Here is a 23,865-nt window from a genome sequence, read left to right as displayed (position 1 = left end):
AATTATATAAAGTATTATGGCGTCGCATTACGAAGCACCTATACGTGAACCTTTAGTAACGGGAGAAAAATCTTACCATGATGTTACTGTAGACGTTGCTGCCCCGGTTGAGGGAAGAGCTAACAAACTATGGTGGATTGTCTTTTCAATAGCTTTAGTAGCCTTCCTTTGGGGAATAGGCTGTATTATCTATACTGTATCAACTGGTATTGGTGTATGGGGATTAAATAAAACCATTGGATGGGCCTGGGATATTACCAACTTTGTATGGTGGGTAGGTATCGGTCACGCTGGAACACTTATTTCGGCAGTATTATTGTTATTCCGTCAGAAATGGAGGATGGCAATTAACCGTTCAGCAGAAGCTATGACTATCTTCTCGGTAGTACAAGCAGGATTGTTTCCAATAATTCACATGGGTAGACCATGGTTAGCATATTGGGTACTTCCTATTCCTAATCAATTTGGTTCTCTTTGGGTGAACTTTAACTCTCCATTACTTTGGGATGTATTTGCAATCTCTACGTACTTATCAGTATCATTGGTTTTCTGGTGGACTGGTTTACTTCCAGATTTTGCAATGCTTAGAGATAGAGCAGTTAAGCCTTTTCAGAAAAAAATATATAGTTTATTAAGTTTCGGTTGGAGTGGTCGAGCGAAAGACTGGCAACGTTTTGAAGAAGTATCTTTAGTGTTGGCAGGTTTAGCAACTCCATTAGTACTTTCTGTACACACCATTGTATCTTTTGACTTTGCTACTTCGGTAATTCCTGGTTGGCACAGTACAATTTATCCTCCGTACTTCGTTGCTGGGGCTATCTTCTCTGGTTTTGCGATGGTATTAACGTTACTTATTATAATGCGTAAAGTATCTAACCTAGAAGCTTATATTACTAGAGTTCATATCGAGAATATGAATAAAGTAATCTTGCTTACTGGAGGTATTGTAAGTGTTGCTTATATTACAGAGTTCTTTATTGCATGGTATTCTGGTAGTAACTATGAAGATTATACATACTTATCTATAGGTGCAGCAACAGGACCATATTGGTGGGCTTTCTGGGCACTTATTATTTGTAACTTTATAGTGCCACAAACACTTTGGATTAAAAAATTAAGAAGAAACTATATTTGGTCATTTATATGTTCTATTATAATTAATATAGGAATGTGGTTTGAGCGTTTCGATATTATCGTGATCAACTTAAGTAAAGGTCATTTACCATCTTCATGGACAATGTTCTCTCCTACTTTTGTAGATGTTGGTATCTTCTTAGGAACAATAGGATTCTTTTTTGTATTATTCCTTTTATATGCTAGAACATTCCCTGTAATTGCACAGGCAGAGGTTAAAACTATATTGAAATCATCTGGAGAGCGTTACAAACGTCTTCGTGAAGATGGAAATAGTTTAGTAGGTACAGGAGCGGATAACAGAACTTCAGATATTGCTGAAGTAAGTAAAGAAACTTCTACAGCTAGTGTAACTATAGATGCTGAAAAGCAAGCTCAGTTAATAGGTGCTTTAGGAGCGTTTAACCCTGAAGAAGATAAAGCAGATGATCTTAAGAAGATTGATGGTGTTGGTCCAGTTATGGAACAGACATTAAATCAGATTGGGATTTATAAATATGAACAAGTAAGTAAAATGTCCGAGAAAGAATATAATCTTTTAGACTCAATTACTGGAAAATTCCCAGGAAGAGCACAAAGAGATGATTGGGCAGGTCAAGCTAAAAATCTAATAAATTAATCTATGGCTTCAAAAGTTATACAAGCAATGTACAATGATGACGACGTTTTGATGTTAGCCGTAAAACGTGTTAAAGAAGCGCATCATCATATAGAAGAAGTTTATACGCCTTTTCCAGTCCATGGACTAGACAAAGCGATGGGATTAGCTCCAACAAGATTAGCAATCACAGCATTTATATATGGTTGTATTGGTCTTACTGTAGCTGTTACAATGATGAACTTTATTATGATAGAAGATTGGCCTCAGAATATCGGAGCTAAGCCTAGTTTTAGTTTCATTCAGAATATGCCGGCCTTTATACCGATTATGTTCGAATTAACAGTTTTCTTTGCAGCCCACTTAATGGTTATTACTTTTTATATGAGAAGTAGATTATGGCCTTTCAAGAAAGCTGAGAATCCTGATGTTAGAACTACAGATGACCATTTTTTAATGGAAGTGTCTTTGAATGGCAATGAAGACGAGTTAACAAGACTCTTGGTAGATACAGGAGCAGTAGAAGTTAAAGTTTCAGATAAGCATTAATAATTCGAAATGAGAGTTTTTGTAAAAATAGGGATTGTTTTAGGTGTTGTTACTTTGGTAGCATCATGTCAAAATAAATCATCAAGAAATTATCAATACATGCCTAATATGTATAAGTCTGTAGGTTACGAAACCTACCAAGAGACTGCTGCTTTTAGGAATGGTAAAGAAGGGCAATTACCTGTAGAAGGAACAATTGCAAGAGGGCATATGCCATATGATTATCCTAACACATTAGAGGGATATAATGCGGCAAAAGCAAATCTTAAAAATCCGTTACCGTTTGAAGCTTTTAGAAATGCTGATTCTACTGTTACAGATTCGTATTTACAGAAGGGTGGAGATCTTTTTAATATCTATTGTGCTGTTTGTCATGGTGCAAAAGGGGATGGAAAAGGTATTTTGGTTAAGCGTGAAAAAATACTAGGTATACCTAGTTATGATGACGCAGGACGTGCCATAACAGAAGGTAGTGTTTACCATGTTATCCGTTATGGGTTAAACGGAATGGGGTCTTATGCTAACCAGCTTAATGAAGAGGAGCGTTGGGAAGTTACTGAATATGTAATGTCCCTAAAACAAGACTTAGAGAATAAATAATCAAAATCAACTATTCAAAAGAAGATTCAGGATATGTACACGTTTTCAAATAAATTAAGAATAGCATCTTTCATTTTAATGATAGTTGGCGTTCTTGGGATAGGATACGGTTTTTTTACTTCTCCCTCAACGGTAGAAGAGGCAAAAGCTCTTGTCTCCAATAATGCACATCATGGTGCTGCTTCTCATGAAGATAATTCACACGAGGCTGCAGCAGTTAATCACCACGAAGAAGCTAGTAAAGGAGAACATCACAAAACAGAAGCTGGGCATGGAGATGAGGCAGCAGCGCATCAATCTCATGACGAGCATACACTAAGTAAATTGCAAAACCGCCCTTGGGCAGCTTTCTTTATAGCAGGGTTTTTCTTTTTCATGTTAGCCTTAGGTGCTTTAGTATTCTTTGCTATTCAGCAAGTTGCACAAGTAGGTTGGTCGCCAGTACTATTTAGAGTAATGGAAGCTATTAGTGCTTACTTATTTCCAGGTGCAATAATACTTTATGTATTCTTTGTACTTACATCAGCATTCCATTTAAACCATTTATATATATGGATGGATCCTAATGTAATGGCGCACGATGAAATTTTACAATTAAAGTCTGGTTATTTAAACATACCATTCTTCCTTATAAGATCTTTTATCTTTTTAGCAGGTTGGGTTCTTTACAGACATTTTGCTGTTAAGAATTCATTAGCACAGGATGAGGCAAAAGACAACACATATTACAAGAAGAATTTTAAAATCTCTGTATTTTTCTTATTGTTCTTCTTTGTAACAGAGTCTATAATGGCTTGGGATTGGTTTATGGGGCTAGAGCCACACTGGTATAGTACTTTATTTGCATGGTATATTTTTGCAAGTATGTTTGTATCTGCTGTTTCTGTAATAGCAATGATTACTATGTACCTTAAATCTAAAGGATTATTAGAGTTTGTAAACGATAGTCACTTACACGATTTGGCTAAGTTCATGTTTGGATTAAGTATTTTCTGGACATACCTTTGGTTTGGTCAGTTTATGTTAATATGGTATGCTAATATTCCTGAGGAAGTTGGTTACTTTATGACTAGAATAGAACATTATAATTTTGTATTCTTCGGAATGTTATTGTTTAACTTTGTGTTCCCATTCTTAGTTCTTATGAATAGTGACTTTAAACGTGTAAATTGGTTCGTAATGATTGCAGGAATCAGTATCCTTGTAGGTCATTATATGGATATATTCCAAATCGTTATGCCTTCTACAGTTGGAGAGCATTGGAGCTTTGGAATACCAGAAATTGGAAGTATACTTTTCTTCTTAGGATTGTTTATTTTTGTAGTGTTCAATGCACTTGCAAAAACACCATCTTTCCTAGCTAAACGTAATCCGTTTGTTGAAGAAAGTAAACATTTTCATTATTAATTGAATTTTAAAAAGTAAACAGGATATATACGATGACTGCTTTATTAACTATTATTGTTCTACTACTTGTTGCCATTGCCATCTGGCAGATGACAAAGATTTTTGAATTGTCGCAAGTCAATTCAGATAACTCTCAAATTGCTAACGACAAAGACAACAAGCTAAATGGGTATTTGATGTTTGGATTTTTAATCTTCATCTACCTTATTACTATCTATTCATTCTGGGCGTGGGGTGATGTTATATTAGGAACTCCTGCATCTGAGCATGGTGAGGGAATTGATAACCTAATGTTTATCTCCATGGCTTTGATTTTCTTTGTACAGATAATCACGCAAGCATTACTACATTGGTTTGCATTTAAATACAAAGGTCAGAAGGGTAAGAAAGCTTTATTTTATGCAGATAATGATAAGCTTGAGTTCATTTGGACTATTATTCCTGTTATTACTTTAGCTGGTTTAATTATCTACGGACTTTTTACTTGGACAAGTTTGATGGATGTAAACGATAAAGAGGGGGACCCTATTATTGTAGAGCTTTATGCACAACAGTTTAACTGGAAAGCACGTTACGCAGGTAACGATAATGTTTTAGGGCAAGCTAACGTTCGTTTAATAGATATCAATAAAAATAATGTACTTGGGATAGACGAATCAGATCCTTATGGGGAAGATGATATCGTATCTCAATCAGAACTACATTTACCTGTAGGTAGAAAAGTTATTTTCAAAATGCGTTCTCAAGATGTACTTCACTCTGCTTATATGCCTCACTTTAGAGCGCAAATGAACTGTGTGCCTGGTATGATTACTCAGTTTGCATTTACTCCTACTGTTACTACTGAAGAAATGAGAATGGATCCAGATATGGTAGAAAAAGTTCAACATATTAATAAAATCAGAGCAGAAAGAAGAGCTAATGGTGATGATAATGCTGATGCTTGGGAATTTGATTATGTATTATTATGTAACAAAATTTGTGGATCTTCTCACTACAATATGCAAATGAAAATTGTAGTAGAAACACAAGAAGAGTTTGATGCTTGGTTAGAAGGACAAGATACCTTCAAGAAAGCTATGGCAGCAGCAAACTAAAACTAACAACTAAGTTTATTTAAAAATAATAAAAGGAAACAAGATTATGTCAGCAACAGCAGAACAGGGGCACTTAGAAGATCATGCACATGATCATGGACATCATCATAAAGAGACGTTTATAACGAAGTATATATTCAGTCAAGACCATAAAATGATCTCTAAGCAATACCTAATCACCGGTTTATTAATGGGGGTTATAGGAATTGCAATGTCATTACTTTTTAGAATGCAAATTGCATGGCCAGGAGAATCTTTTAAAATATTCGAAATTTTATTAGGAGATTGGGCACCAGACGGTGTAATGGATCCTAATATATATTTGGCATTAGTTACCATTCATGGTACTATCATGGTATTCTTTGTACTTACACAAGGACTTAGTGGTACTTTTAGTAACTTATTAATTCCACTTCAAATTGGAGCCAGAGATATGGCATCTGGATTTATGAACATGCTTTCTTACTGGTTGTTCTTTTTATCTAGTATCATTATGGTTTCTTCTTTATTTATTGAAGCTGGACCTGCTGCTGCTGGATGGACAATTTATCCTCCATTAAGTGCATTGCCACAAGCAATGGGTGGATCTGGATTAGGGATGACTTTATGGTTAGTTTCTATGGCTATCTTTATTGCATCTTCTTTATTAGGATCTTTAAACTATGTAGTTACCGTTATTAACTTAAGAACAAAAGGAATGTCTATGACAAGATTGCCACTTACTATTTGGGCTTTCTTTGTTACAGCTATCATCGGGATTGTATCTTTCCCAGTTCTTTTATCAGCAGCTTTATTGCTTATAATGGATAGAAGTTTTGGAACTTCATTCTTTTTATCAGATATATTTATCCAAGGAGAAGTATTACATTACCAAGGAGGGTCACCTGTATTATTTGAGCACCTTTTCTGGTTCTTAGGTCACCCAGAGGTATATATTGTAATCTTACCAGCGATGGGAATTGTTTCTGAAATTATGGCTGCCAATTCACGTAAACCAATCTTTGGTTACCGTGCGATGATTGCTTCGATATTAGCAATTGCTTTCTTATCAACAATCGTTTGGGGTCACCATATGTTTATTTCAGGAATGAATCCTTTCTTAGGATCTGTATTTACATTTACAACGTTATTAATTGCAATTCCTTCTGCAGTAAAGGCCTTTAACTGGATTACAACAATCTGGAAGGGGAACATACAAATGAACCCAGGGATGTTATTCTCTATCGGATTTGTATCTACATTCATTACTGGAGGATTAACAGGAATTATTTTAGGAGATAGTGCATTAGATATTAATGTTCACGATACATATTTCGTTATTGCTCACTTCCACTTAGTAATGGGTATTTCTGCTCTTTACGGAATGTTTGCTGGTATTTACCATTGGTATCCTAAAATGTTCGGAAGAATGATTAATAAAAACTTAGGATATGTACATTTCTGGATTACTGCAATTTGTGCCTATGGAGTTTTCTTCCCAATGCACTTTGTAGGAATGGCTGGTGTACCAAGACGTTACTATACAAATACTAACTTCCCTATGTTTGATGATTTATCGAATATCCAAGTAGTAATGACTGTATTTGCTTTAATCGCTGGACTTGCTCAGTTAATATTCCTTTGGAACTTCTTTTACAGTATGTTTTATGGAGAGAAAGCGGTTCAAAACCCATGGAAATCTACAACCTTAGAATGGACTACTCCTGTTGAAGCTATTCATGGTAACTGGCCTGGAGAAATTCCGGAAGTTCACAGATGGGCTTACGATTACAGTAAAACTAATGAAAATGGTGAGTATGTAATTCCTGGTCAAGACTTTGTACCTCAAACTGTTCCTTTACAAGAAGGTGAAGAGGAAATGAATCACTAATAAGGTTTACTTAATAATATATTTAAAAAGGTCTTCTTTTATAGAAGGCCTTTTTTTGTATGCCTGTTTATTATTTGTTTTAATCAATGTTTATATTCTAATTAGTACTCTTTATCCTTTATATGTGTATCTTGTGGTTAATATTCTATTTTACGCTATATAAATAATATATTATGTAGGAAATTAACTCTATAAATATTATGAGTCTCTTAGATTATTATTTAGCTGCCTTCTTACCCTTTACAGTTGTTTACTTTCTATTACATTTAGATATTCATTATGGTTTCAGCATCTCACTCCTGTTCTATTATCTCTACAGATGTATTTTGGATTATATTAAACTAGAAATGCAGGGAACGGTGACTAAAAAGGATATTTGGAAGTTTGTTGTTCCAATTCATACGTTCATTTATTTTAAGCAGCTTTATTTTAGGCCTTAATTATTTTGCGATAGGGATTGTAGCGGTTAGCTTTTGGTAAACGTTTTTACTTTTACCAAAACTAGTAGCGTAAAGCGCGGTGCGAAGCAATTGCCCATATTATATAAACTCAGTAACACTTTAGTTGTATTGGCTTTTAAGATTTTCAATAAAAAAATCCCAAACATTACTGCTTGGGATTTCTATCGTTATATATTAAAGCGATCTATGTTTTTGAGCGCTATTAATTTTTAGTATCTGTAATACTCAGGCTTAAAAGGTCCTTTTACTTCTACTCCAATGTATTCTGCTTGCTCTTGATTAAGCTCTGTAAGCTCTACTCCAATTTTTTCTAAGTGAAGCTTTGCTACTTTCTCATCTAAGTGCTTAGGAAGCATATAAACATCGTTTTCATACTTATCAGAATGTTTCCAAAGCTCTATTTGAGCTAGCGTTTGGTTTGTAAAAGAGTTACTCATTACAAAACTAGGGTGCCCTGTTGCACAACCTAAGTTTACCAATCTACCCTGAGCTAAAAGAATAATATCATTACCGTTTACAGTATACTTATCCACTTGTGGTTTGATATTTACTTTACTAGCACCATGATTTTTATTTAGCCAAGCTACATCAATCTCGTTATCAAAATGACCAATGTTACAAACAATAGTCTTGTCTTTCATCTGCTCAAAATGCTTGCTAGTAACAATATCTTTATTTCCTGTAGTTGTAATAACGATATCTGCTTTTTCAACAACATTTTCTAGCTTCTTAACCTCGAAACCATCCATAGCCGCTTGAAGCGCACAGATAGGATCTATTTCTGTAACAGTAACGATAGAACCAGCACCTTTAAAAGAGGCAGCAGTACCTTTACCAACATCTCCATAACCACAAACAACTACGCGTTTCCCAGCAAGCATAACGTCTGTAGCTCTTCTAATAGCATCTACAGCGCTCTCACGACATCCGTATTTATTGTCAAATTTAGACTTCGTTACAGAATCGTTTACGTTAATAGCAGGCATAGGAAGCGTTCCGTTCTTTACACGCTCGTATAAACGGTGAACTCCAGTAGTAGTTTCTTCAGAAAGTCCTTTTACATCTGCTGCAAGCTCAGGATATTTATCTATAACCATATTGGTAAGATCTCCACCATCATCTAAAATAAGGTTTAATGGTTTTCTATCTTCTCCAAAGAAAAGTGTTTGCTCGATACACCAGTCAAATTCTTCTTCTGTCATATCTTTCCATGCATAAACAGATACTCCTGCGGCAGCAATTGCAGCAGCAGCCTGATCTTGCGTAGAGTAGATGTTACAAGAACTCCAAGTAACTTCTGCACCCAAAGCAACCAATGTTTCAATTAAAACCGCCGTTTGAATGGTCATGTGTAGACACCCTGCAATACGAGATCCTTTTAAGGGTTGCTCATCTTTATATTCTTCTCTAAGAGACATTAGTCCTGGCATTTCTGCTTCTGCTAATTCTATTTCTTTTCTCCCCCAATCAGCTAAAGAGATATCTTTTACTTTATAGGCTACAAAAGGAACTGTTTTGGTACTCATATTACTTTTTTCTGTTTAAATTTTTTATTTGTTTCTGAATAAGAACGTGGAAATTAATAGTCTTCGAAGAACCGTTTTACAAACATCTAGAATTTAATTATAACGGATGAATAGTAAATAATTAATATAGTTCCTTCTCATTTCTTATTTTTACAATCGTTAAGCAATAAATATTGCTTTGTAATAGTAATTTCCACTGTAAAAATTCGGTGCAAAGTTACATAAATAACTTGTATTATTCATGCCTCTTTACAAAACTATAACGCCATCTGCTAATACTAAAGTGCTGATTTGGAAGATAGAAGAATCTTATCTTGAAATGAAGGAGGGAATCACACTTACAGCTAATTGTATAGATCGATTGTCTCATATGAAATCGGAAATTCATCAACGTGGATTTTTAAGCGTTAGGCAGTTACTTAAAGTAGCAGGGTATAGTGCGGCAGATTTGTATTATGATGATAACGGGAAGCCACATCTAAAAGATGGAAATTATATATCGATAACACATTCTTTTATTTTCTCTGGAATTATAATTAGTAGCGATACTAATATTGGAATTGATATTGAAAAGCAACGTGATAAAATTAGTGTGATTGCTAATAAATTTATTAACTACGAATATAATTTTCTAACTGATGAAGATGTAAGAAAGCTTACCGTGGTATGGTGTATAAAAGAGAGTTTATACAAAGTTTTTGCTACGGAAGGAATGAGTTTTAAGCAACATACTAAAGTGATTTCTTTTGAACTTGAAGAAGGAAAAACAATAGGTTGGGTTTATTATAAGGGCATTATTAAGAAATATAATGTAGCTTTTTTAGAGTTTGATGGGTTTACATGTGCCTATGCATTAGAAATGGATAGCTTAAGTTAATAAGGGAGCAAATCTTGAAAATAAAAGAAGATAATAAGGAAGCATATTAAAGTTGCGACAACAAAATATTAAGTGAATAAGTATAATACCACTTTTCAAAGAACTAAAAATTAAAAATCAACATAAATGAATATATCAGTAGAATTAACGCTTACACCAATTCAAGATAATTTTGAACCTTCTATTATTCACTTTATAAAAAAAATGAGAGCTAGCGGACTCACAGTATTAGAAAATCCATTAAGTACGCAAGTATATGGAGAATATGATGAAGTGATGAAAGTGCTCACTACAGAAATAAAAGAAGCTTTTGAAATGATCGATAAAGGATTGTTATATATGAAAATAGTAAAATCTGATCGTAGCGAGTATGAACCACATTTTTGATTGGCTGTTTTCACAATACGACGGTGTTCCAACGCATTTTATAGTTTTAGAAATTATAGGTGTCTTTTTTGGTTTCTTAAGTGTGTTGTATTCTAAAAAGGAAAACATTCTTGTTTATCCAACGGGGATTATAAGTACAGCTATTTTTGTCTATTTATTGTTGCAATATGGTTTGTTGGGAGATATGATGATTAATGCATATTATTTCTCCATGAGTATTTATGGCTGGTATGTGTGGACGAGAAAAGTAGATGAGACTCATTTTATTGCCGTTACCAAAACAACAAAGAAAGAAAAGTCAATCTCGGTATTATTATTTATTGGAACCATGATTTTTGTATATGTGATTTATGCACTTTTTGATAAATGGGATTCGTGGTTGTCTTATGTAGATATATTAACCACTGCCATATTTTTTGTTGGAATGTGGCTGATGGCAAAAAAGAAATTAGAGAATTGGATTTATTGGATTATTGGAGATATTATTTCTGTTCCCCTATACCTTTATAAAGGGTTAGCATTTACTAGTTTACAATATTTAATATTTACCGTAATTGCCATTTATGGTTATATAGCATGGAAGAAAAACTTAAACAAGAATCCTCAGACATTATTAAAGTAGTAATGTTCGGCCCAGAATCTACTGGGAAAACAACATTAGCAAAAGCATTGGCGGCTCATTATAATACAGAATGGGTTGCAGAATATGCACGAGAATATCTACAAGAAAAATGGGATAGAGAACGAAAAACTTGTGAGCCTAAAGATTTGATTCCTATTGCTGAAGGCCAAATGGAGCTAGAAAATAGACTCTCAAAAAAGGCATCTAAAGTTTTGTTCTGTGATACCGATATTTTAGAAACTAAAGTTTATTCTGAAGCATACTATACTGGAACTTGTGATCCAATTCTTGAAAAATATGCATTAGAAAATAAGTATGATTTGTATTTTTTAACGTATATTGATATTCCATGGATAAAAGACGATCTTCGAGACAAACCTGATGCTCGCGAAGAAATGTTCTCCTATTTTAAAGATGCACTAGATACTTATGATAGAAACTATGTGCTGCTAAATGGGAATTTAGAAACCCGCTTAAAAATAGCCATTAAACACGTAGATAAACTTATTAAGGATAATGATTACACTAACCGAAGCAGATAAAGATCAGTTAAAGCAAAAAGGAATACCGAAAAAGCAAGTAACAGAGCAGATTGAGATTTTTAAAAAGGGAATCCCATTTGTAAACCTAATTGCAGCTGCTACTATTGGGCATGGAATTCATAAATTTTCTGATGAAGATAAGAAGAAATATGTAGCGCTTTTTGAAGCCGAAAAGGATGATTTAAATTTATTGAAATTTGTTCCTGCTTCTGGTGCTGCGTCTAGAATGTTTAAAGCGTTATTTCAGTTTCTAAATACATACAATCCTGCCAATGAAACGATAAATGCATATGTAAATAGAGAGAAAGCAGAGCTTATCCGTACATTTTTTATTGGAGTAGAGAAGTTTCCTTTTTATGAGCCTGTAATTCAAAGGTTCGTAGAGAAGCATCCTGATTTCCTTAATCTACCAGATCATTTTCAGAAATACTATTTTATAAAAATCTTATTAGATAAAGATGAGTTTGATTATGGTTCTAGTCCGAAGGGATTATTGCCATTTCATAAATATAAAACGCATCCAGCAACAGCTTTTGAGGAACATATGTATGAAGCAGCGTTGTATGACGAATCTAATGGCGTAGCTAAGCTTCACTTTACAATTTCTAAAGAGCATAATAACGATTTTGATGAAGAAATGGATAAGATTCAAAATCGTGTAAAAGAAAAGACTGGTGTTTCTTTTGATACTTCTTTTTCTTTTCAAAAAGGAACTACAGATACCATTGCAGTAGATATGGATAATAAGCCTTTCCGTTTAGAGGATGGAAATTTATTATTTAGACCTGGAGGCCATGGAGCACTGATAGAAAATCTAAACGATCAAGATGCTGATATTATCTTTATTAAGAATATTGATAATGTAGTGGTTTATAAATACAAGCAAGAAGTAGCGCAGTATAAAAAAGTATTAGCAGGGAAACTTTTAGAAGTGCAGCATAAGTCGTTTGAATATGCAAAACTATTAGACGAAACATCTCCAGACGAGAAAAAGATAGCTGAAATAAAAGACTTCTTAAAAACAGAACTAAATGTTCATGTAAAATCTGATTTCGATAAATATAAAGAGATTTATCAAATTGAATTTTTAAAGGAAAAATTAAATGCTCCAATCCGAATTTGCGGAATGGTGAAAAATGAAGGGGAGCCTGGAGGGGGACCATTTTGGATAAAAGATGAAGATGGAAATATCTCATTACAAATTGTAGAATCTCCGCAAATAGATAGTAATAATAAGTTCCAAGAAGATATTTTAAAAGCTTCAACACACTTTAACCCTGTAGATATAGTTTGTAGTATAAAAAATTATAAAGGGGAGAAGTATAATTTATTGGATTTTGTAAATAAGCAACATGCGTTTATAACTACAAAAACAAAAGAAGGAAAAGAATTAAAAGCATTAGAACTTCCAGGATTATGGAATGGTGGAATGGCTTTTTGGAATACTATATTTATAGAAGTCCCTTTAACTACTTTTAACCCCGTAAAAACTGTTGTCGATCTTTTAAAACCTGCACATCAGGTAAAGGATAAATAAGAGAATATATATTACCTTATTTAAAAGGTAGATGTTTAAAGAAGCTTTCTAAGTTTTATCATAAAACTTAGAAAGCTTCTTTAATTATAACAATTTGTGTATTAATTACCCATGTAAACTCCAACGATACACTTTTTTACACACTTCTAAATATTTTTAAAATTCTTAAAATTAATTCTTTATTCTGATTTTCAAACACTTACATGTTTATTTGGGTTTTTATTATTCTGCGGTATAGATATAGCTATATACTAATCAGAAAGAAATTATTTAATAACATAAAATTCAACATATTATGAAAAATATAGTATTAGCATCAGCATTAGCATTAGGAAGTTTCGCATCGTTTGCAGCAACACCAGTAATTTTTCACGACGGAATCGCAGAAGAAATATATGTGAACCAAGATGAGTATCAAGAAATTGAAGTAGCAGAGGTTCCTCAAGCTATTACAGATGCACTTGCAGCAGATTTCCCAGGAGCTACGATTTCAAAAGCATACAAAAATGAAGCTTCTGAGTACAAAATAGAAGTTGCAGTAGGAGAAGAAACAGCAACACTTTATGCTAGTGAAAGCGGAGAGTGGATTCAAAAGTAAATGACGAGTAAGCTTCGTTTATTTTAATTACGTTTGATTAAAAAGGTTTGCCAATTGGCAAACCTTTTTTTGTTTGCATCCTACTAATTTCAAAAGATAGAAATATATCAAATCGAATTGATACAATATGATTTTATCGATTTTTAAAAGCTTTGTTTTGAATTTCGTTATTGCCTCCGTGTAGGAATTACTCAGTTTTGTGTTCTATTTACACACTTTTAAACTGTTTTTTTCAACTCCCAAAAAGACGTTTCTAATGTAAACGACTGTTATATAGCTGTTTATTTGGTTTTTTAAGATTGTGGTATAAAAATAGCTTTTAATAAAGTAAGTATTTAAATAATAGTTTAATCAAAAAAATATAGATATGAAAAAGTTAGTATTAGCATCAGTTATAGCATTAAGTAGTTTTGCATCTTTCGCAGCTGCACCAGTAGTTTTAAATAATGAAACAGAAATTCATGTAATTCAAGATGAATATACTCCGATAGATACTTCAGAACTTCCATCAGCAATTACAGATGCATTAGAAGCCGACTTCCCAGGAATTGAAGTTTCAAAAGCATTTAAAAATGATGAAGGAGAATATAAAATCCAAGTAGTTGTAGGAGATCAAACTTCTAATTTATATGCTACAGAAGATGGAGAATGGATTCAGAAATAATCATATAAACGTGTTTTTCTATTTTTATAGATCAACGTTAGAACGTTTATAAGAAATTAAGAATCTTAATTAGATAATAGCAAAGCACATAAAAGTGCAAAACAAAGTCATATTTTGTTTAGGGGATGGTGAAAGCCATCCTTTTTTTATGATTTTTTTTAAAAATGCCGTGTAATAACTTCCTATTTTTGTAGAAACCCACTATAGAATGCCAAAAATCTTATTGATAGAAGATGATGTTACTTTTTCAGCAATGCTGGAGCGATTCTTAAAGAAGAATGGCTTTACGGTAGACGCTACGTATTCATCAGAAGAAGCAGGGAAAAAGCTTTCCAACAATACTTACGACCTAGTTTTTACAGATTTGAGACTTCCTGATGATGATGGGATTGCGGTTTTAATTAAAGTAAAAGAAAAGCATCCAGATACACCTGTAATTTTAATGACAGGATATGCAGAGGTATCTACTGCGGTAAAAGCAATGAAAAAAGGAGCTTTTGATTATATCTCAAAGCCTTTTAATCAAGATGAAGTTTTAATTGTTATTCAAAATGCTTTAAAAAGCGATCAACAATCAAGTGGACTTTCATCAGAAAAAGCAACAAGTACTAAGCAAAATAAGTCAGGTAAAAATAAAAATGCACTTCCTAAAAAAACGGTAGCAGGAATAAGTGCTGCTTCTACAAAGCTAAATGAGTATATAAAATTGGTAGCGCCCACAAGTATGTCTGTTTTAATTACTGGAGATAGCGGTACAGGGAAAGAAGTGGTTGCTAAGAGAATCCATGATAATAGTAGCAGAAAAGATTTTAGTTTTATTGCTGTAGATTGTGGAGCTATTCCTAAAGAAATCGCTGCCAGCGAATTTTTTGGGCATGTTAAAGGTTCTTTTACAGGTGCTGTAAATAATAAAATTGGTCATTTTGAAGCTGCTAACGGCGGAACCATTTTTTTAGATGAAGTAGGAAATCTTTCTTATGAAAATCAGATACAACTCCTAAGAGCGCTTCAAGAGCGTAAAATAAAACCAATAGGAAGTAACCAAGAAATAGAGGTAGATATCCGATTGATTACAGCTACCAATGAAGACTTATTAAAAGCTGTGGAAACGGGTCAGTTTCGAGAAGATCTTTACCACCGATTAAATGAGTTTTCTATAAAAGTGCCTAATTTATATGAAAGGAAAGAAGACCTTTTAATTTTTGCCGATCATTTTTTAAATATGGCAAATGAGCAGCTTGATAAAGATGTGGTAGGTTTTTCTGATGAAGTAATAGCCATTTTTCAGCAATATAAATGGCCAGGGAACTTACGAGAGATGTCTAATGTTATAAAGCGCTCTGCTTTATTAACCCAAGGGGGACTTATCGAAAAGAATGTATTACCAATGGAAATAACTGCGCCACCAAAAGAACGCAGTCAAGTGAAATCTTTTTCCACTAAAGACAATGAGCGCGATCTTATTATAAATGCTTTAAATGAAGTGGGAAATAATAAATCTAAAGCTGCAAGGTTACTTAATATCACCAGAAAAACACTTTACAATAAGATAAAAGAGTACGAGATAGAAGCTTAATTTTCTATGTGCTTATCTATAGCTGCAAATGTTAGTTTTATATTTTTCTTAAGCGCTTTATAGTTGGCACGTAATTGCTTTTTATCTTCCTCTTTAAAATGTTCTAAAAAGTTAAGAATTGGAACTACGGTTTGAGCATCTATTTGCTTGAACATAGTCTGCATTTTATGACCAATTTTTCTGATTTCCTCAAGATTTTCATTGTCGATATGAACTTTTAAATCTTTGAGATCTTTTTTAGTATTTTCTTTAAAAACACCCAAAATATGAAGCATTGCTTCTTCGTCGCTTAAAAAGGAGCTTAAAGAAGAGAGGTCGTAAAGCCTATCTTCTTTATTTGTTTCTGTAGTAACCTCTTTGTTTTCAATTGGGGTTTCCGACTCATTAAGTACAATAGATACTTTATTAAGAAGTGCTTTAGGCTCGTAGGGTTTAAACAGAAACTCTGCAAATCCTGCTTCTATATAACTTTCTTTATTGAGATCTTTCCTTCCAGTTACTGCAATTATTGGTTGATTGTTGTAATTATACTGAGCTTCCGAACGGAGTGTTTCAGCAAAATAAAATCCATTAAAAGACGGAAGCTGAATATCTGTTATAATAAAATCATATGCTATAGTTGTAATCTTTTCTAAAGCCTTTTTCCCACTGTTAAAAGCAAAAACTTTGATGTTATTGTTCTCTAAGATTTCTTTATTTAACCTAAGAAGTGTTTCATCATCATCAATAACAATTGCTGTGTACTTTTTATCAGCCATTGTTAGCGGATTCTCTTCATCAACGATATTATCTTGAAGTTCTTTTTTTAATACAGGTTCTTGCGTGCTAAATTCAACAGGAAAAACAAAAGAAAAAGAACTCCCTTTTCCTTCTTTACTTTCTAAATATAAGTTCCCGTCCAACAGATTACTTAACTTCCTAGAAATAGTAAGTCCAAGTCCGCTTCCTCCATATTTTTTCTCGGTATCACCTTCGGCCTGCGTAAACTCTTCGAATATAATTTTTTGTTTCTCTTTCTTGATTCCTATTCCAGTATCGATAACAGATATTGATAACAATTCTTTATGGTCGCTCGTTTTCTTTAAGCGTGCTTTCACGGTAATACTTCCCTTTTCTGTAAATTTATAGGCATTTCCAATTAGATTAGATAATATCTGTTTCACTCGAAAAGGGTCTCCTAATAAAAGTTTATCGATAGCCTCATCAATATCAATAATCAATTTGATGTCTCGCGTAGCGTAAATAGATTGTACACTTTCGGCAGTTTCAGTAATCAATGTATTTAGATCATAAGAAATTCGCTCAATATTAATTTTTCCAGCTTCTAGTTTCGTGAAATCAAGCAAGTCGTCTACCAATTGTGTCACATAAGAAGAGGCATTTTTTATGCGGTCTGTATAATGCGATTCTTTTTCATTTAAGTTACCATCTTTAAGTAATTCTGTGTAGCCTAAAATTGTACTCAATGGCGTTCTAAGGTCGTGACTTACCATAGATATAAGTTGCTCTCGACTTTTTAATAAAAGCTTATTGTGCTCGTTAGAATCTTCAATTTGCTTTTTATATTGTTGACTTCGCCATGAGTCTCTTAATATGATAATTGAAAATAAAACCACTAAAATAGCTCCAATAATGGCGGCGATTGTGATTACTCGAATACTTCTTTGGAGTACACGTTCTCTTTCTATGTTTAAAGCTCTCGCATTGTTTACAAATTCATTTTCGAAAGCTGCTAGAATTTGCCTTAATTGTTGAGAGGTGTTAAGATCGTTTCTTAATAACTGTCGTTCTTTTATTGCTAATGATAATTTCTGAGAAGAAGTCTCTTTTTTTACATTCTGAAGCATTTCTCTAGAGGCCGTTACAATAGAGTCTAATGTCTTCTGATCTACAGAATTACTAGCATCTCTAGGAATATAGCGGTTATTAATATCGATATATTCCAATAGTTTCTCCTTAGTTTCAGGATCTAAATTATCAGGATCTTCAACAAAATCTTTTAAAGATAATCTTCCCAATTGATCTTCAATATTAGAAAGTTTTTCAATAGTACTTTCTATAGTTTTTTCTGAAGTGTCATTTATTCGGAGTTTTCTGAGATCTTTTATGTTTTTTATTTTCTGCTGAAGTAAAAAATTAACACTGTCTAGTAACTTAGATTGATACGGCTGATTAATAAGCTGCTTTATAGAATCTATCTGTATGGAAATAGAGTCGTTTTTTTCTAAGAAATCGAGGTATGGTTGCCTGTAATTAGATTGAATGGCAGAGCGGGCAAAACTTTCACTTTCATACATTAAAGTAAGAAGCTTGCCTATGCGGAGTATTTTGTTCTTCTCTTTGGTCTCATCTTGCTGTGCCTGTGTAAAAGAGCTTAGCTCTTTAGAAACCAACCATCCAACCACAACAACCAACGATACTAAAGCGAGGTAACTTAGTAACACCTTTAAAGGAATTCTGCTCTTCGATTTTTCCATTTTTTAAAGGTAAATAAACCTTGTTAAAAGCTTCTAAAAGTTTTCTCAAAATATTTCTGTATAGAGCAATCTGTTTTGTAGATTTGCGGCATCTCAAAAGGGGTGCTTTTTAATTATAGCGGATATATGAAATTATTCATTTATAATCTAAAAAGGCTGAGATTATACCCATGGAACCTAGAACAGGTAATGCTGTTTAGGGAGACCGAGCTTAAAAGCGGTTTTTAAATGTAAATTTGAAAAGATATAAGTAACTGTCTTTTCGAGCGGAGTCGAGAAACAAATATTTCTACAAAGCTTTTTTACAGGTAATAATTTAATTTTAATCAAACGAAGAATAATTACCCCTTTTATTCGTAAACAAATTACGAATGAAGTTTTTATTCACATTTTTCAGTTTTTTATTTTTAGCGGTAGGCGTTAGTACTGCCCAAGAATTTAAGGTTTCAGGAACTTTTACAGATCAAGAAGGTATTGGAGTTCCAGGAGCAACCGTATTATTAGAGAACAGTAATACTGGTACGCAAACCGATGCAAATGGCTATTATGAGCTAGAAATTCCAGCAGGGACACACACTATTATTTTCACTTTTTCTGCTCAACATCCAATTAAAAAGACAATCGAAGTAACAGAGAATACACAATTAGATGTTCAGATTACGGAAGATAATGTTATGTTGGATGAGGTTTTAGTATCTGCTATTCGTGTTACTGCAGATTCTCCAGTAACTTTTTCTAATCTTTCAGCAGAAGATATCGAGCCTAGAAACCTAGGTCAAGATATTCCTGTTTTAATGGGGTATTTGCCTTCTGTTGTTACTACTTCCGATGCTGGTGCTGGAGTTGGATATACAGGGATTCGCGTCCGTGGAAGTGATGCTACACGTGTAAATGTAACGATCAACGGGATTCCATATAACGACTCTGAATCTCATGGTAGTTTTTGGGTGAATATGCCCGATTTTTCCTCTTCAGTAGAAAATTTACAATTGCAACGTGGTGTAGGAACATCTACAAATGGAGCGGGTGCCTTTGGAGCAAGTCTGAATTTATTAACAGATGCTGTTGCAGAAAATCCCTATGCTGAGATTTCTGGGTCTATAGGAAGTTTCGATACTCGTAAAGCAAACATAAAGTTCAGTTCTGGGAAATTAAATGATCATTTTGAAGTTTCAGGAAGACTTTCAAGAATTAAATCCGATGGATATATAGATAGAGCATCTTCAGATTTAGAATCTTATTTTTTACAAGGAGCTTATGTTGATGATAATACATTGATAAAAGCATTGGTTTTTGGAGGACACCAAATTACTTATCAATCGTGGAATGGTATTGAGCAATATCAAATCGATGCGTATGGAAGAACTTTTAATAGTGCGGGTGCAATTTATGATGAAAATGGAAATGTAGTTGACTATTATGACAATGAGGTTGACGACTATAAACAAGACCATTTTCAATTGCATTGGAATGAGCAAATCTCAGAAAATTGGAATACAAATCTAGCTATTCATTATACGCGAGGGAGAGGTTTTTTTGAGCAATATCGCCAAGATGATGATTTTGATACATACGATTTCGATCCTATTACTGTAGATGGAGATTTGGTAAATACAACCGATTTAATTCGTAGAAGATGGCTGAGTAATCAGTTTTATGGAACTACATTTTCTGCTAAATATGAGAATGAGAAAGTAGAATTTATTGCTGGTGGAGCTTGGAATAAATATGAAGGCGACCATTACGGAGAAATTATTTGGGCTCGTTATGCTGCAGACAGTGAAATTCGCGATCGATATTACAACGATAATTCTGTGAAAACTGACTTTAATGCGTATGCTAAGCTGAATTATAAATTAACAGACGATTTAAGCTTGTATGGAGATTTGCAATACCGTTATGTTTCTTATCAAGCTAACGGAGATGATACCGGTTTGGTAGATGATGACTTTAATTTTTTCAATCCGAAAGCGGGACTTACTTACACTATTAATAATGCTAATAATCTTTATTTTTCTTACGCTCGCGCTAATAGGGAGCCAAATAGAAACGATTATGAAAGTGGCGATCCTGAGCCAGAAGAATTAAACGATTTTGAATTAGGTTGGCGTTATTCAAGTGCTAAAATTAAAGTGAATGCAAATACCTATTATATGCGTTACAAAAACCAATTGGTGCTTACAGGAGCGCTTAATGATGTTGGAGCACCACTTCGTGAGAATGTTGGAGACAGCTATCGTTTAGGGCTGGAAGTTGATGCAACTTTCTTTTTTGCTGATAAATTTTTACTGAAACCCAACTTTGCATTGAGTACAAATAAGAATTTAGATTTTTATACTCAAATAGATGGACAAGTAACAGATTTAGGCGACACAAATATTTCATACTCTCCCAACTTTGTAGCAGGAAATACGTTTACATATTTGCCGATAGATAATCTTCAACTATCGTTGCTTTCTAAGTATGTTTCTGAGCAGTATTTAGGAAATTCTGATGTAGAAAATTCTAAGTTGAAGAGTTATTTTGTAAACGACTTTAATGTACAATACACCATAGAAACAGATAGTTTCTTTAAGTCGATTGTATTAAGTGGTTTGGTAAATAATATTTTTGATGCTGAATACATTTCTAATGGATATTATTATACTTACGATGTTGGTAATGACGATGGTTCGACCACTACGTATGATGGGACTGGATATTATCCGCAAGCAGGAATTAACTTTTTAGTAGGCGCTACTATTACATTTTAGATTTAAAACATCAAAGAAATAATTAAAGCACCATTCAGAACTCTTATGTTTTGGATGGTGCTTTTTTGATGCTATTATTTACATTAACTTTGAAATACTTTATAAAATATGCATCAATGGTAGATCGTTTTTTTCAGCATTTAAACAAATTTGTTGAGGTAACCGAAGAAGAGTTTCAAGAGATTACCAATTATGTTGAGGTAATTACATTGCGTAAGAAGGAATGTATTATGTCAGCAGGGAAAATATGTGATGCTAATTACTTTGTTTTAAGCGGCTGCCTTCATATGTTTTTTACTGATGAAAAGGGAGTAGAAAAAACCTTGCAATTTGCTATTGAAAATTGGTGGCTTTCTGATGCACAGGCACTTTATCATCAGAAGGAAACAGAATTTAATATTCAGGCAATTGAAGCTTCAGAAGTTTTAGTTATAAAAGCAAATAAAGAAAAGGAGTTATTAGAGCGTTTCCCAAAACTGGAGGTATATTTTAGAAGTATTTATCAAATTGCATACGGTGCAGCTTTAAAACGGATGCAATACATTTTTAGCTTTTCAAAAGAAGAAATTTTCTTCCGATTTAGAGATGAATTCCCCGAGTTTGTAAATCGCGTTCCTCAATATTTAATAGCTACTTTTTTAGGATTGACACCAGAATACCTAAGTAAATTACGCGCTAAATAATTTTCTTAATCTAGATTAATTTTTTTATAACTTATAGTCTATATTTTTGTTGAAAATATAGATTGTTAATTATGGAGAAAAGAATTCAAATAGATGTGTTAGAACCTGAAGCTTATAAGGCAATGTATGCGCTAGAAAAATATTTAGGAACAACAAAATTGACTAATACCCATAAAGAGCTTATTAAGATTAGAGCTTCACAGATAAATAGTTGTGCATTTTGTATTGATATGCATACTAAAGATGCTTTAAAGTACGGCGAAACACAACAACGCATTTTTTTAATAAGCGCTTGGAGAGAAACCGATTTATTTTCGGAAGAAGAAAAGGTGATTTTACAAATAACAGAAGAAGTGACTTTAATTCATCAAAAAGGATTATCGTCGGAGGTGTATAAAAAGGCACTTCAATTTTTTGATGAAAATTATTTAGCACAGATTATTATGGCAATTACTACCATAAATGCATGGAATAGAATTGCTGTAAGTACACACAAACCATTTTAAAAAAAGAACAATGAAATTAATAAGTAAGATTTTAATGCTTTTTGTATTAGCTTTTGCAAGCTGTAATACAGAAAATCCTAAAAAGGAAAATGCTGAGGTTGTAGCCGCTCCAGAAGAGAAAAGTGTAGCTGCCCCAACGAAAGAGATTGATGAGAACCTACCTACAATTGGATTGTTAATGTATGATCAGGTTTTAATGACCGAAGTTACTGCTGCAATAGATGTGTTTTCTAAGCATACGGAAGCAGGAGAGAAACTGTTTAATGTAGTTACAATTGCCGAGACTTTAGATCCTGTAACCACAGAAGAAGGACTTGTTATCGTACCAGACAATACTTTTGAAAATGCGCCAAAGCTAACTGTACTTTTTGTACCTAGTGCATATGATATGTGGACAGCTGTTAGAAATGAAAAGCTAGTTAATTTTATTATTGAAAAAAATAAAGAAACTAAGTACACTGTTAGCAATTGTGGTGGTGCGCAACTTATCGGTAAATCTGGAATTGCTAGTGGGAAGAAAATCGTAACATGGATTGGCGGTGGAGAGCAGCTTCAAAAAGATTACCCAGATTTATTGGTACAAGATGATGCTAAAGTGAGTTATATGGAAGACGGAAAATTCCTTTCTTCAAATGGAAATTTAGCGAGTTATATTTCTTCTTTGGAGCTTTTAGAAAAAATGAGCAGTAAAGAACAGCGACTGTTTGTAGAATCGTATTTGTATTTAGATAGACTGAAAGATTGGAATTTTGATGATGAGGAATAATTCTTCCTTAAGAACATAAAAACAAAATGGCGTTAAGAGAAAAAATCTTAACGCCATTTTTATTTTTTGGAGGCTCTAAATTTAGTTTAAAGCTCGAGTTGTATAATCATAACCGATTTATAATAGCATTTTTTCAATTTCTTTCCAGCTTCCAACCCGTTGATGACCGTTGTCATCAGATTTGTTATTGTGAGGTTGTGTAAAGAGGATGGATTTCCCTTCAAAAGGGTCAAGATTTTTAAAATGATCATCGATTAAGAAATCTCCTTTTACAGCGACTTTCGATCCACATAAAATTATTTGTTTCCATGATAAAAATGGGAAATGCTCTTCCAACCAATCGTATTTTTCTCGTAAACTATTTGGAAATTCCATAGCAGAGGAAACGATAAAAATCTCATATGCTTTATTTAGTTTTTCCATCACTGAAACAGCATCTTTCATAACAGGTGGATTTCTAAAAAAACCTTCTTGCCTAACATGCTTTTCAAAATTAGGAAAGGCTTTGTCTTCAGAGATTCCAGAAATTTCTTCCTTAGTAATTCTGTTGGCTGTTTCTTCAAATTCTAAACGAATAAATTGTTCGTAGGTGTCTGCTAAAACACCATCCATGTCTACAAGTAATCTTTTCATTA

Annotated in this window: 21 protein-coding genes; 18 read left to right on the top strand and 3 right to left on the bottom strand. The window is 33.4% G+C overall.

Translation table 11 applies throughout. The annotated features are described in order from the left end of the window. The first annotated feature begins 16 nt into the window (after positions 1-16). Genes nrfD through JM658_RS00735 form a run of 6 tightly spaced genes read left to right on the top strand, consistent with a single transcriptional unit; the run spans position 17 to position 7,255 of the window. A complete protein-coding gene (gene nrfD, locus JM658_RS00760; RefSeq protein ID WP_236957321.1) occupies positions 17-1,753 on the top strand; it encodes an NrfD/PsrC family molybdoenzyme membrane anchor subunit in 1,737 nt (578 codons plus the stop codon). 3 nt (positions 1,754-1,756) lie between these two features. Beyond that, positions 1,757-2,281 (top strand): DUF3341 domain-containing protein, encoded by a 525-nt coding sequence (locus tag JM658_RS00755; protein ID WP_236957320.1) that lies wholly within the window; start codon positions 1,757-1,759, stop codon positions 2,279-2,281. A 9-nt stretch (positions 2,282-2,290) separates the two neighbouring features. Beyond that, positions 2,291-2,881 carry a c-type cytochrome gene (locus JM658_RS00750; protein ID WP_236957319.1) on the top strand — a complete coding sequence of 197 codons (591 nt, stop codon included), beginning with the start codon at positions 2,291-2,293 and terminating at the stop codon, positions 2,879-2,881. A gap of 33 nt (positions 2,882-2,914) precedes the next feature. Beyond that, positions 2,915-4,288 (top strand): quinol:cytochrome C oxidoreductase, encoded by a 1,374-nt coding sequence (locus JM658_RS00745; RefSeq protein ID WP_236957318.1) that lies wholly within the window; start codon positions 2,915-2,917, stop codon positions 4,286-4,288. A 32-nt stretch (positions 4,289-4,320) separates the two neighbouring features. Next, positions 4,321-5,385: a cytochrome c oxidase subunit II gene (locus JM658_RS00740; protein ID WP_236957317.1), complete on the top strand. Its 1,065-nt coding sequence runs from the start codon at positions 4,321-4,323 to the stop codon at positions 5,383-5,385. 46 nt (positions 5,386-5,431) lie between these two features. Continuing rightward, entirely contained in the window at positions 5,432-7,255 is a 1,824-nt protein-coding gene (locus tag JM658_RS00735) for a cytochrome c oxidase subunit I (RefSeq protein ID WP_236957316.1), read from the top strand. A gap of 670 nt (positions 7,256-7,925) precedes the next feature. On the opposite strand, the gene ahcY is transcribed toward JM658_RS00735, so the two are convergent. Then, a complete protein-coding gene (ahcY, locus tag JM658_RS00730) occupies positions 7,926-9,242 on the bottom strand; it encodes an adenosylhomocysteinase (protein ID WP_236957315.1) in 1,317 nt (438 codons plus the stop codon). A gap of 241 nt (positions 9,243-9,483) precedes the next feature. On the opposite strand from ahcY, the gene JM658_RS00725 reads away from it, so the two are divergent. The 8 genes from JM658_RS00725 to JM658_RS00690 all read left to right on the top strand — a co-directional run bounded on the left by JM658_RS00725 (position 9,484) and on the right by JM658_RS00690 (position 16,045). Next, positions 9,484-10,119 (top strand): 4'-phosphopantetheinyl transferase superfamily protein, encoded by a 636-nt coding sequence (locus tag JM658_RS00725; RefSeq protein WP_236957314.1) that lies wholly within the window; start codon positions 9,484-9,486, stop codon positions 10,117-10,119. A gap of 126 nt (positions 10,120-10,245) precedes the next feature. Further along, a complete protein-coding gene (locus tag JM658_RS00720) occupies positions 10,246-10,506 on the top strand; it encodes a thiamine-binding protein (protein WP_236957313.1) in 261 nt (86 codons plus the stop codon). Continuing rightward, positions 10,490-11,128: a nicotinamide riboside transporter PnuC gene (pnuC, locus tag JM658_RS00715; RefSeq protein WP_236957312.1), complete on the top strand. Its 639-nt coding sequence runs from the start codon at positions 10,490-10,492 to the stop codon at positions 11,126-11,128. The genes JM658_RS00720 and pnuC overlap by 17 nt, the downstream gene beginning before the upstream one ends. Further along, positions 11,083-11,670 carry an AAA family ATPase gene (locus JM658_RS00710; protein ID WP_236957311.1) on the top strand — a complete coding sequence of 196 codons (588 nt, stop codon included), beginning with the start codon at positions 11,083-11,085 and terminating at the stop codon, positions 11,668-11,670. The genes pnuC and JM658_RS00710 overlap by 46 nt, the downstream gene beginning before the upstream one ends. Continuing rightward, entirely contained in the window at positions 11,645-13,207 is a 1,563-nt protein-coding gene (locus tag JM658_RS00705; RefSeq protein WP_236957310.1) for a DUF4301 family protein, read from the top strand. The genes JM658_RS00710 and JM658_RS00705 overlap by 26 nt, the downstream gene beginning before the upstream one ends. A 295-nt stretch (positions 13,208-13,502) precedes the next feature. Further along, entirely contained in the window at positions 13,503-13,805 is a 303-nt protein-coding gene (locus tag JM658_RS00700; protein WP_236957309.1) for a hypothetical protein, read from the top strand. 367 nt (positions 13,806-14,172) lie between these two features. Continuing rightward, a complete protein-coding gene (locus JM658_RS00695) occupies positions 14,173-14,469 on the top strand; it encodes a hypothetical protein (protein ID WP_236957308.1) in 297 nt (98 codons plus the stop codon). Between the two features lie 208 nt (positions 14,470-14,677). Continuing rightward, positions 14,678-16,045 (top strand): sigma-54-dependent transcriptional regulator, encoded by a 1,368-nt coding sequence (locus JM658_RS00690; RefSeq protein WP_236957307.1) that lies wholly within the window; start codon positions 14,678-14,680, stop codon positions 16,043-16,045. Here the strand turns inward: JM658_RS00690 and JM658_RS00685 are convergent. Next, positions 16,042-18,522: an ATP-binding response regulator gene (locus JM658_RS00685; protein WP_236957306.1), complete on the bottom strand. Its 2,481-nt coding sequence runs from the start codon at positions 18,520-18,522 to the stop codon at positions 16,042-16,044. The two genes, JM658_RS00690 and JM658_RS00685, sit on opposite strands and share 4 nt — an antisense overlap. A 371-nt stretch (positions 18,523-18,893) precedes the next feature. Between JM658_RS00685 and JM658_RS00680 the strand changes: the two genes are divergently transcribed. From JM658_RS00680 to JM658_RS00665, 4 genes are all read left to right on the top strand, one after another. Further along, complete coding sequence (locus JM658_RS00680) at positions 18,894-21,275, top strand: TonB-dependent receptor (protein ID WP_236957305.1); 2,382 nt, start codon at positions 18,894-18,896, stop codon at positions 21,273-21,275. A gap of 116 nt (positions 21,276-21,391) precedes the next feature. Further along, entirely contained in the window at positions 21,392-21,958 is a 567-nt protein-coding gene (locus tag JM658_RS00675; protein WP_236957304.1) for a Crp/Fnr family transcriptional regulator, read from the top strand. Between the two features lie 71 nt (positions 21,959-22,029). Then, the gene (locus tag JM658_RS00670; RefSeq protein ID WP_236957303.1) at positions 22,030-22,464 is read left to right on the top strand and encodes a carboxymuconolactone decarboxylase family protein; all 435 of its coding nucleotides are present in this window, start codon (positions 22,030-22,032) and stop codon (positions 22,462-22,464) included. A gap of 10 nt (positions 22,465-22,474) precedes the next feature. After that, a complete protein-coding gene (locus tag JM658_RS00665) occupies positions 22,475-23,230 on the top strand; it encodes a DJ-1/PfpI family protein (protein WP_236957302.1) in 756 nt (251 codons plus the stop codon). 117 nt (positions 23,231-23,347) lie between these two features. On the opposite strand, the gene JM658_RS00660 is transcribed toward JM658_RS00665, so the two are convergent. Continuing rightward, complete coding sequence (locus JM658_RS00660) at positions 23,348-23,863, bottom strand: 5' nucleotidase, NT5C type (RefSeq protein ID WP_236957301.1); 516 nt, start codon at positions 23,861-23,863, stop codon at positions 23,348-23,350. Between the last annotated feature and the right edge of the window lie 2 nt (positions 23,864-23,865).

This window comes from Joostella atrarenae (assembly GCF_021764745.1).
Lineage (GTDB): Bacteria > Bacteroidota > Bacteroidia > Flavobacteriales > Flavobacteriaceae > Galbibacter > Galbibacter atrarenae.
The sequence above is the reverse complement of the archived record's forward strand: the minus strand, read 5'-3'. Positions and strand labels throughout refer to the sequence as shown.

Bases quoted from the DNA above. Each gene is read 5' to 3' on its own strand.
- JM658_RS00680 (WP_236957305.1), top strand. From the start codon at position 18,894: ATGAAGTTTTTATTCACATTTTTCAGTTTTTTATTTTTAGCGGTAGGC.
- JM658_RS00735 (WP_236957316.1), top strand. From the start codon at position 5,432: ATGTCAGCAACAGCAGAACAGGGGCACTTAGAAGATCATGCACATGAT.
- pnuC (WP_236957312.1), top strand. From the start codon at position 10,490: ATGAACCACATTTTTGATTGGCTGTTTTCACAATACGACGGTGTTCCA.
- JM658_RS00720 (WP_236957313.1), top strand. From the start codon at position 10,246: ATGAATATATCAGTAGAATTAACGCTTACACCAATTCAAGATAATTTT.
- nrfD (WP_236957321.1), top strand. From the start codon at position 17: ATGGCGTCGCATTACGAAGCACCTATACGTGAACCTTTAGTAACGGGA.
- JM658_RS00695 (WP_236957308.1), top strand. From the start codon at position 14,173: ATGAAAAAGTTAGTATTAGCATCAGTTATAGCATTAAGTAGTTTTGCA.
- JM658_RS00700 (WP_236957309.1), top strand. From the start codon at position 13,503: ATGAAAAATATAGTATTAGCATCAGCATTAGCATTAGGAAGTTTCGCA.
- JM658_RS00740 (WP_236957317.1), top strand. From the start codon at position 4,321: ATGACTGCTTTATTAACTATTATTGTTCTACTACTTGTTGCCATTGCC.
- JM658_RS00665 (WP_236957302.1), top strand. From the start codon at position 22,475: ATGAAATTAATAAGTAAGATTTTAATGCTTTTTGTATTAGCTTTTGCA.
- JM658_RS00710 (WP_236957311.1), top strand. From the start codon at position 11,083: ATGGAAGAAAAACTTAAACAAGAATCCTCAGACATTATTAAAGTAGTA.
- ahcY (WP_236957315.1), bottom strand. From the start codon at position 9,242: ATGAGTACCAAAACAGTTCCTTTTGTAGCCTATAAAGTAAAAGATATC.
- JM658_RS00670 (WP_236957303.1), top strand. From the start codon at position 22,030: ATGGAGAAAAGAATTCAAATAGATGTGTTAGAACCTGAAGCTTATAAG.
- JM658_RS00750 (WP_236957319.1), top strand. From the start codon at position 2,291: ATGAGAGTTTTTGTAAAAATAGGGATTGTTTTAGGTGTTGTTACTTTG.
- JM658_RS00660 (WP_236957301.1), bottom strand. From the start codon at position 23,863: ATGAAAAGATTACTTGTAGACATGGATGGTGTTTTAGCAGACACCTAC.
- JM658_RS00705 (WP_236957310.1), top strand. From the start codon at position 11,645: ATGATTACACTAACCGAAGCAGATAAAGATCAGTTAAAGCAAAAAGGA.
- JM658_RS00685 (WP_236957306.1), bottom strand. From the start codon at position 18,522: ATGGAAAAATCGAAGAGCAGAATTCCTTTAAAGGTGTTACTAAGTTAC.
- JM658_RS00675 (WP_236957304.1), top strand. From the start codon at position 21,392: ATGGTAGATCGTTTTTTTCAGCATTTAAACAAATTTGTTGAGGTAACC.
- JM658_RS00690 (WP_236957307.1), top strand. From the start codon at position 14,678: ATGCCAAAAATCTTATTGATAGAAGATGATGTTACTTTTTCAGCAATG.
- JM658_RS00745 (WP_236957318.1), top strand. From the start codon at position 2,915: ATGTACACGTTTTCAAATAAATTAAGAATAGCATCTTTCATTTTAATG.
- JM658_RS00755 (WP_236957320.1), top strand. From the start codon at position 1,757: ATGGCTTCAAAAGTTATACAAGCAATGTACAATGATGACGACGTTTTG.
- JM658_RS00725 (WP_236957314.1), top strand. From the start codon at position 9,484: ATGCCTCTTTACAAAACTATAACGCCATCTGCTAATACTAAAGTGCTG.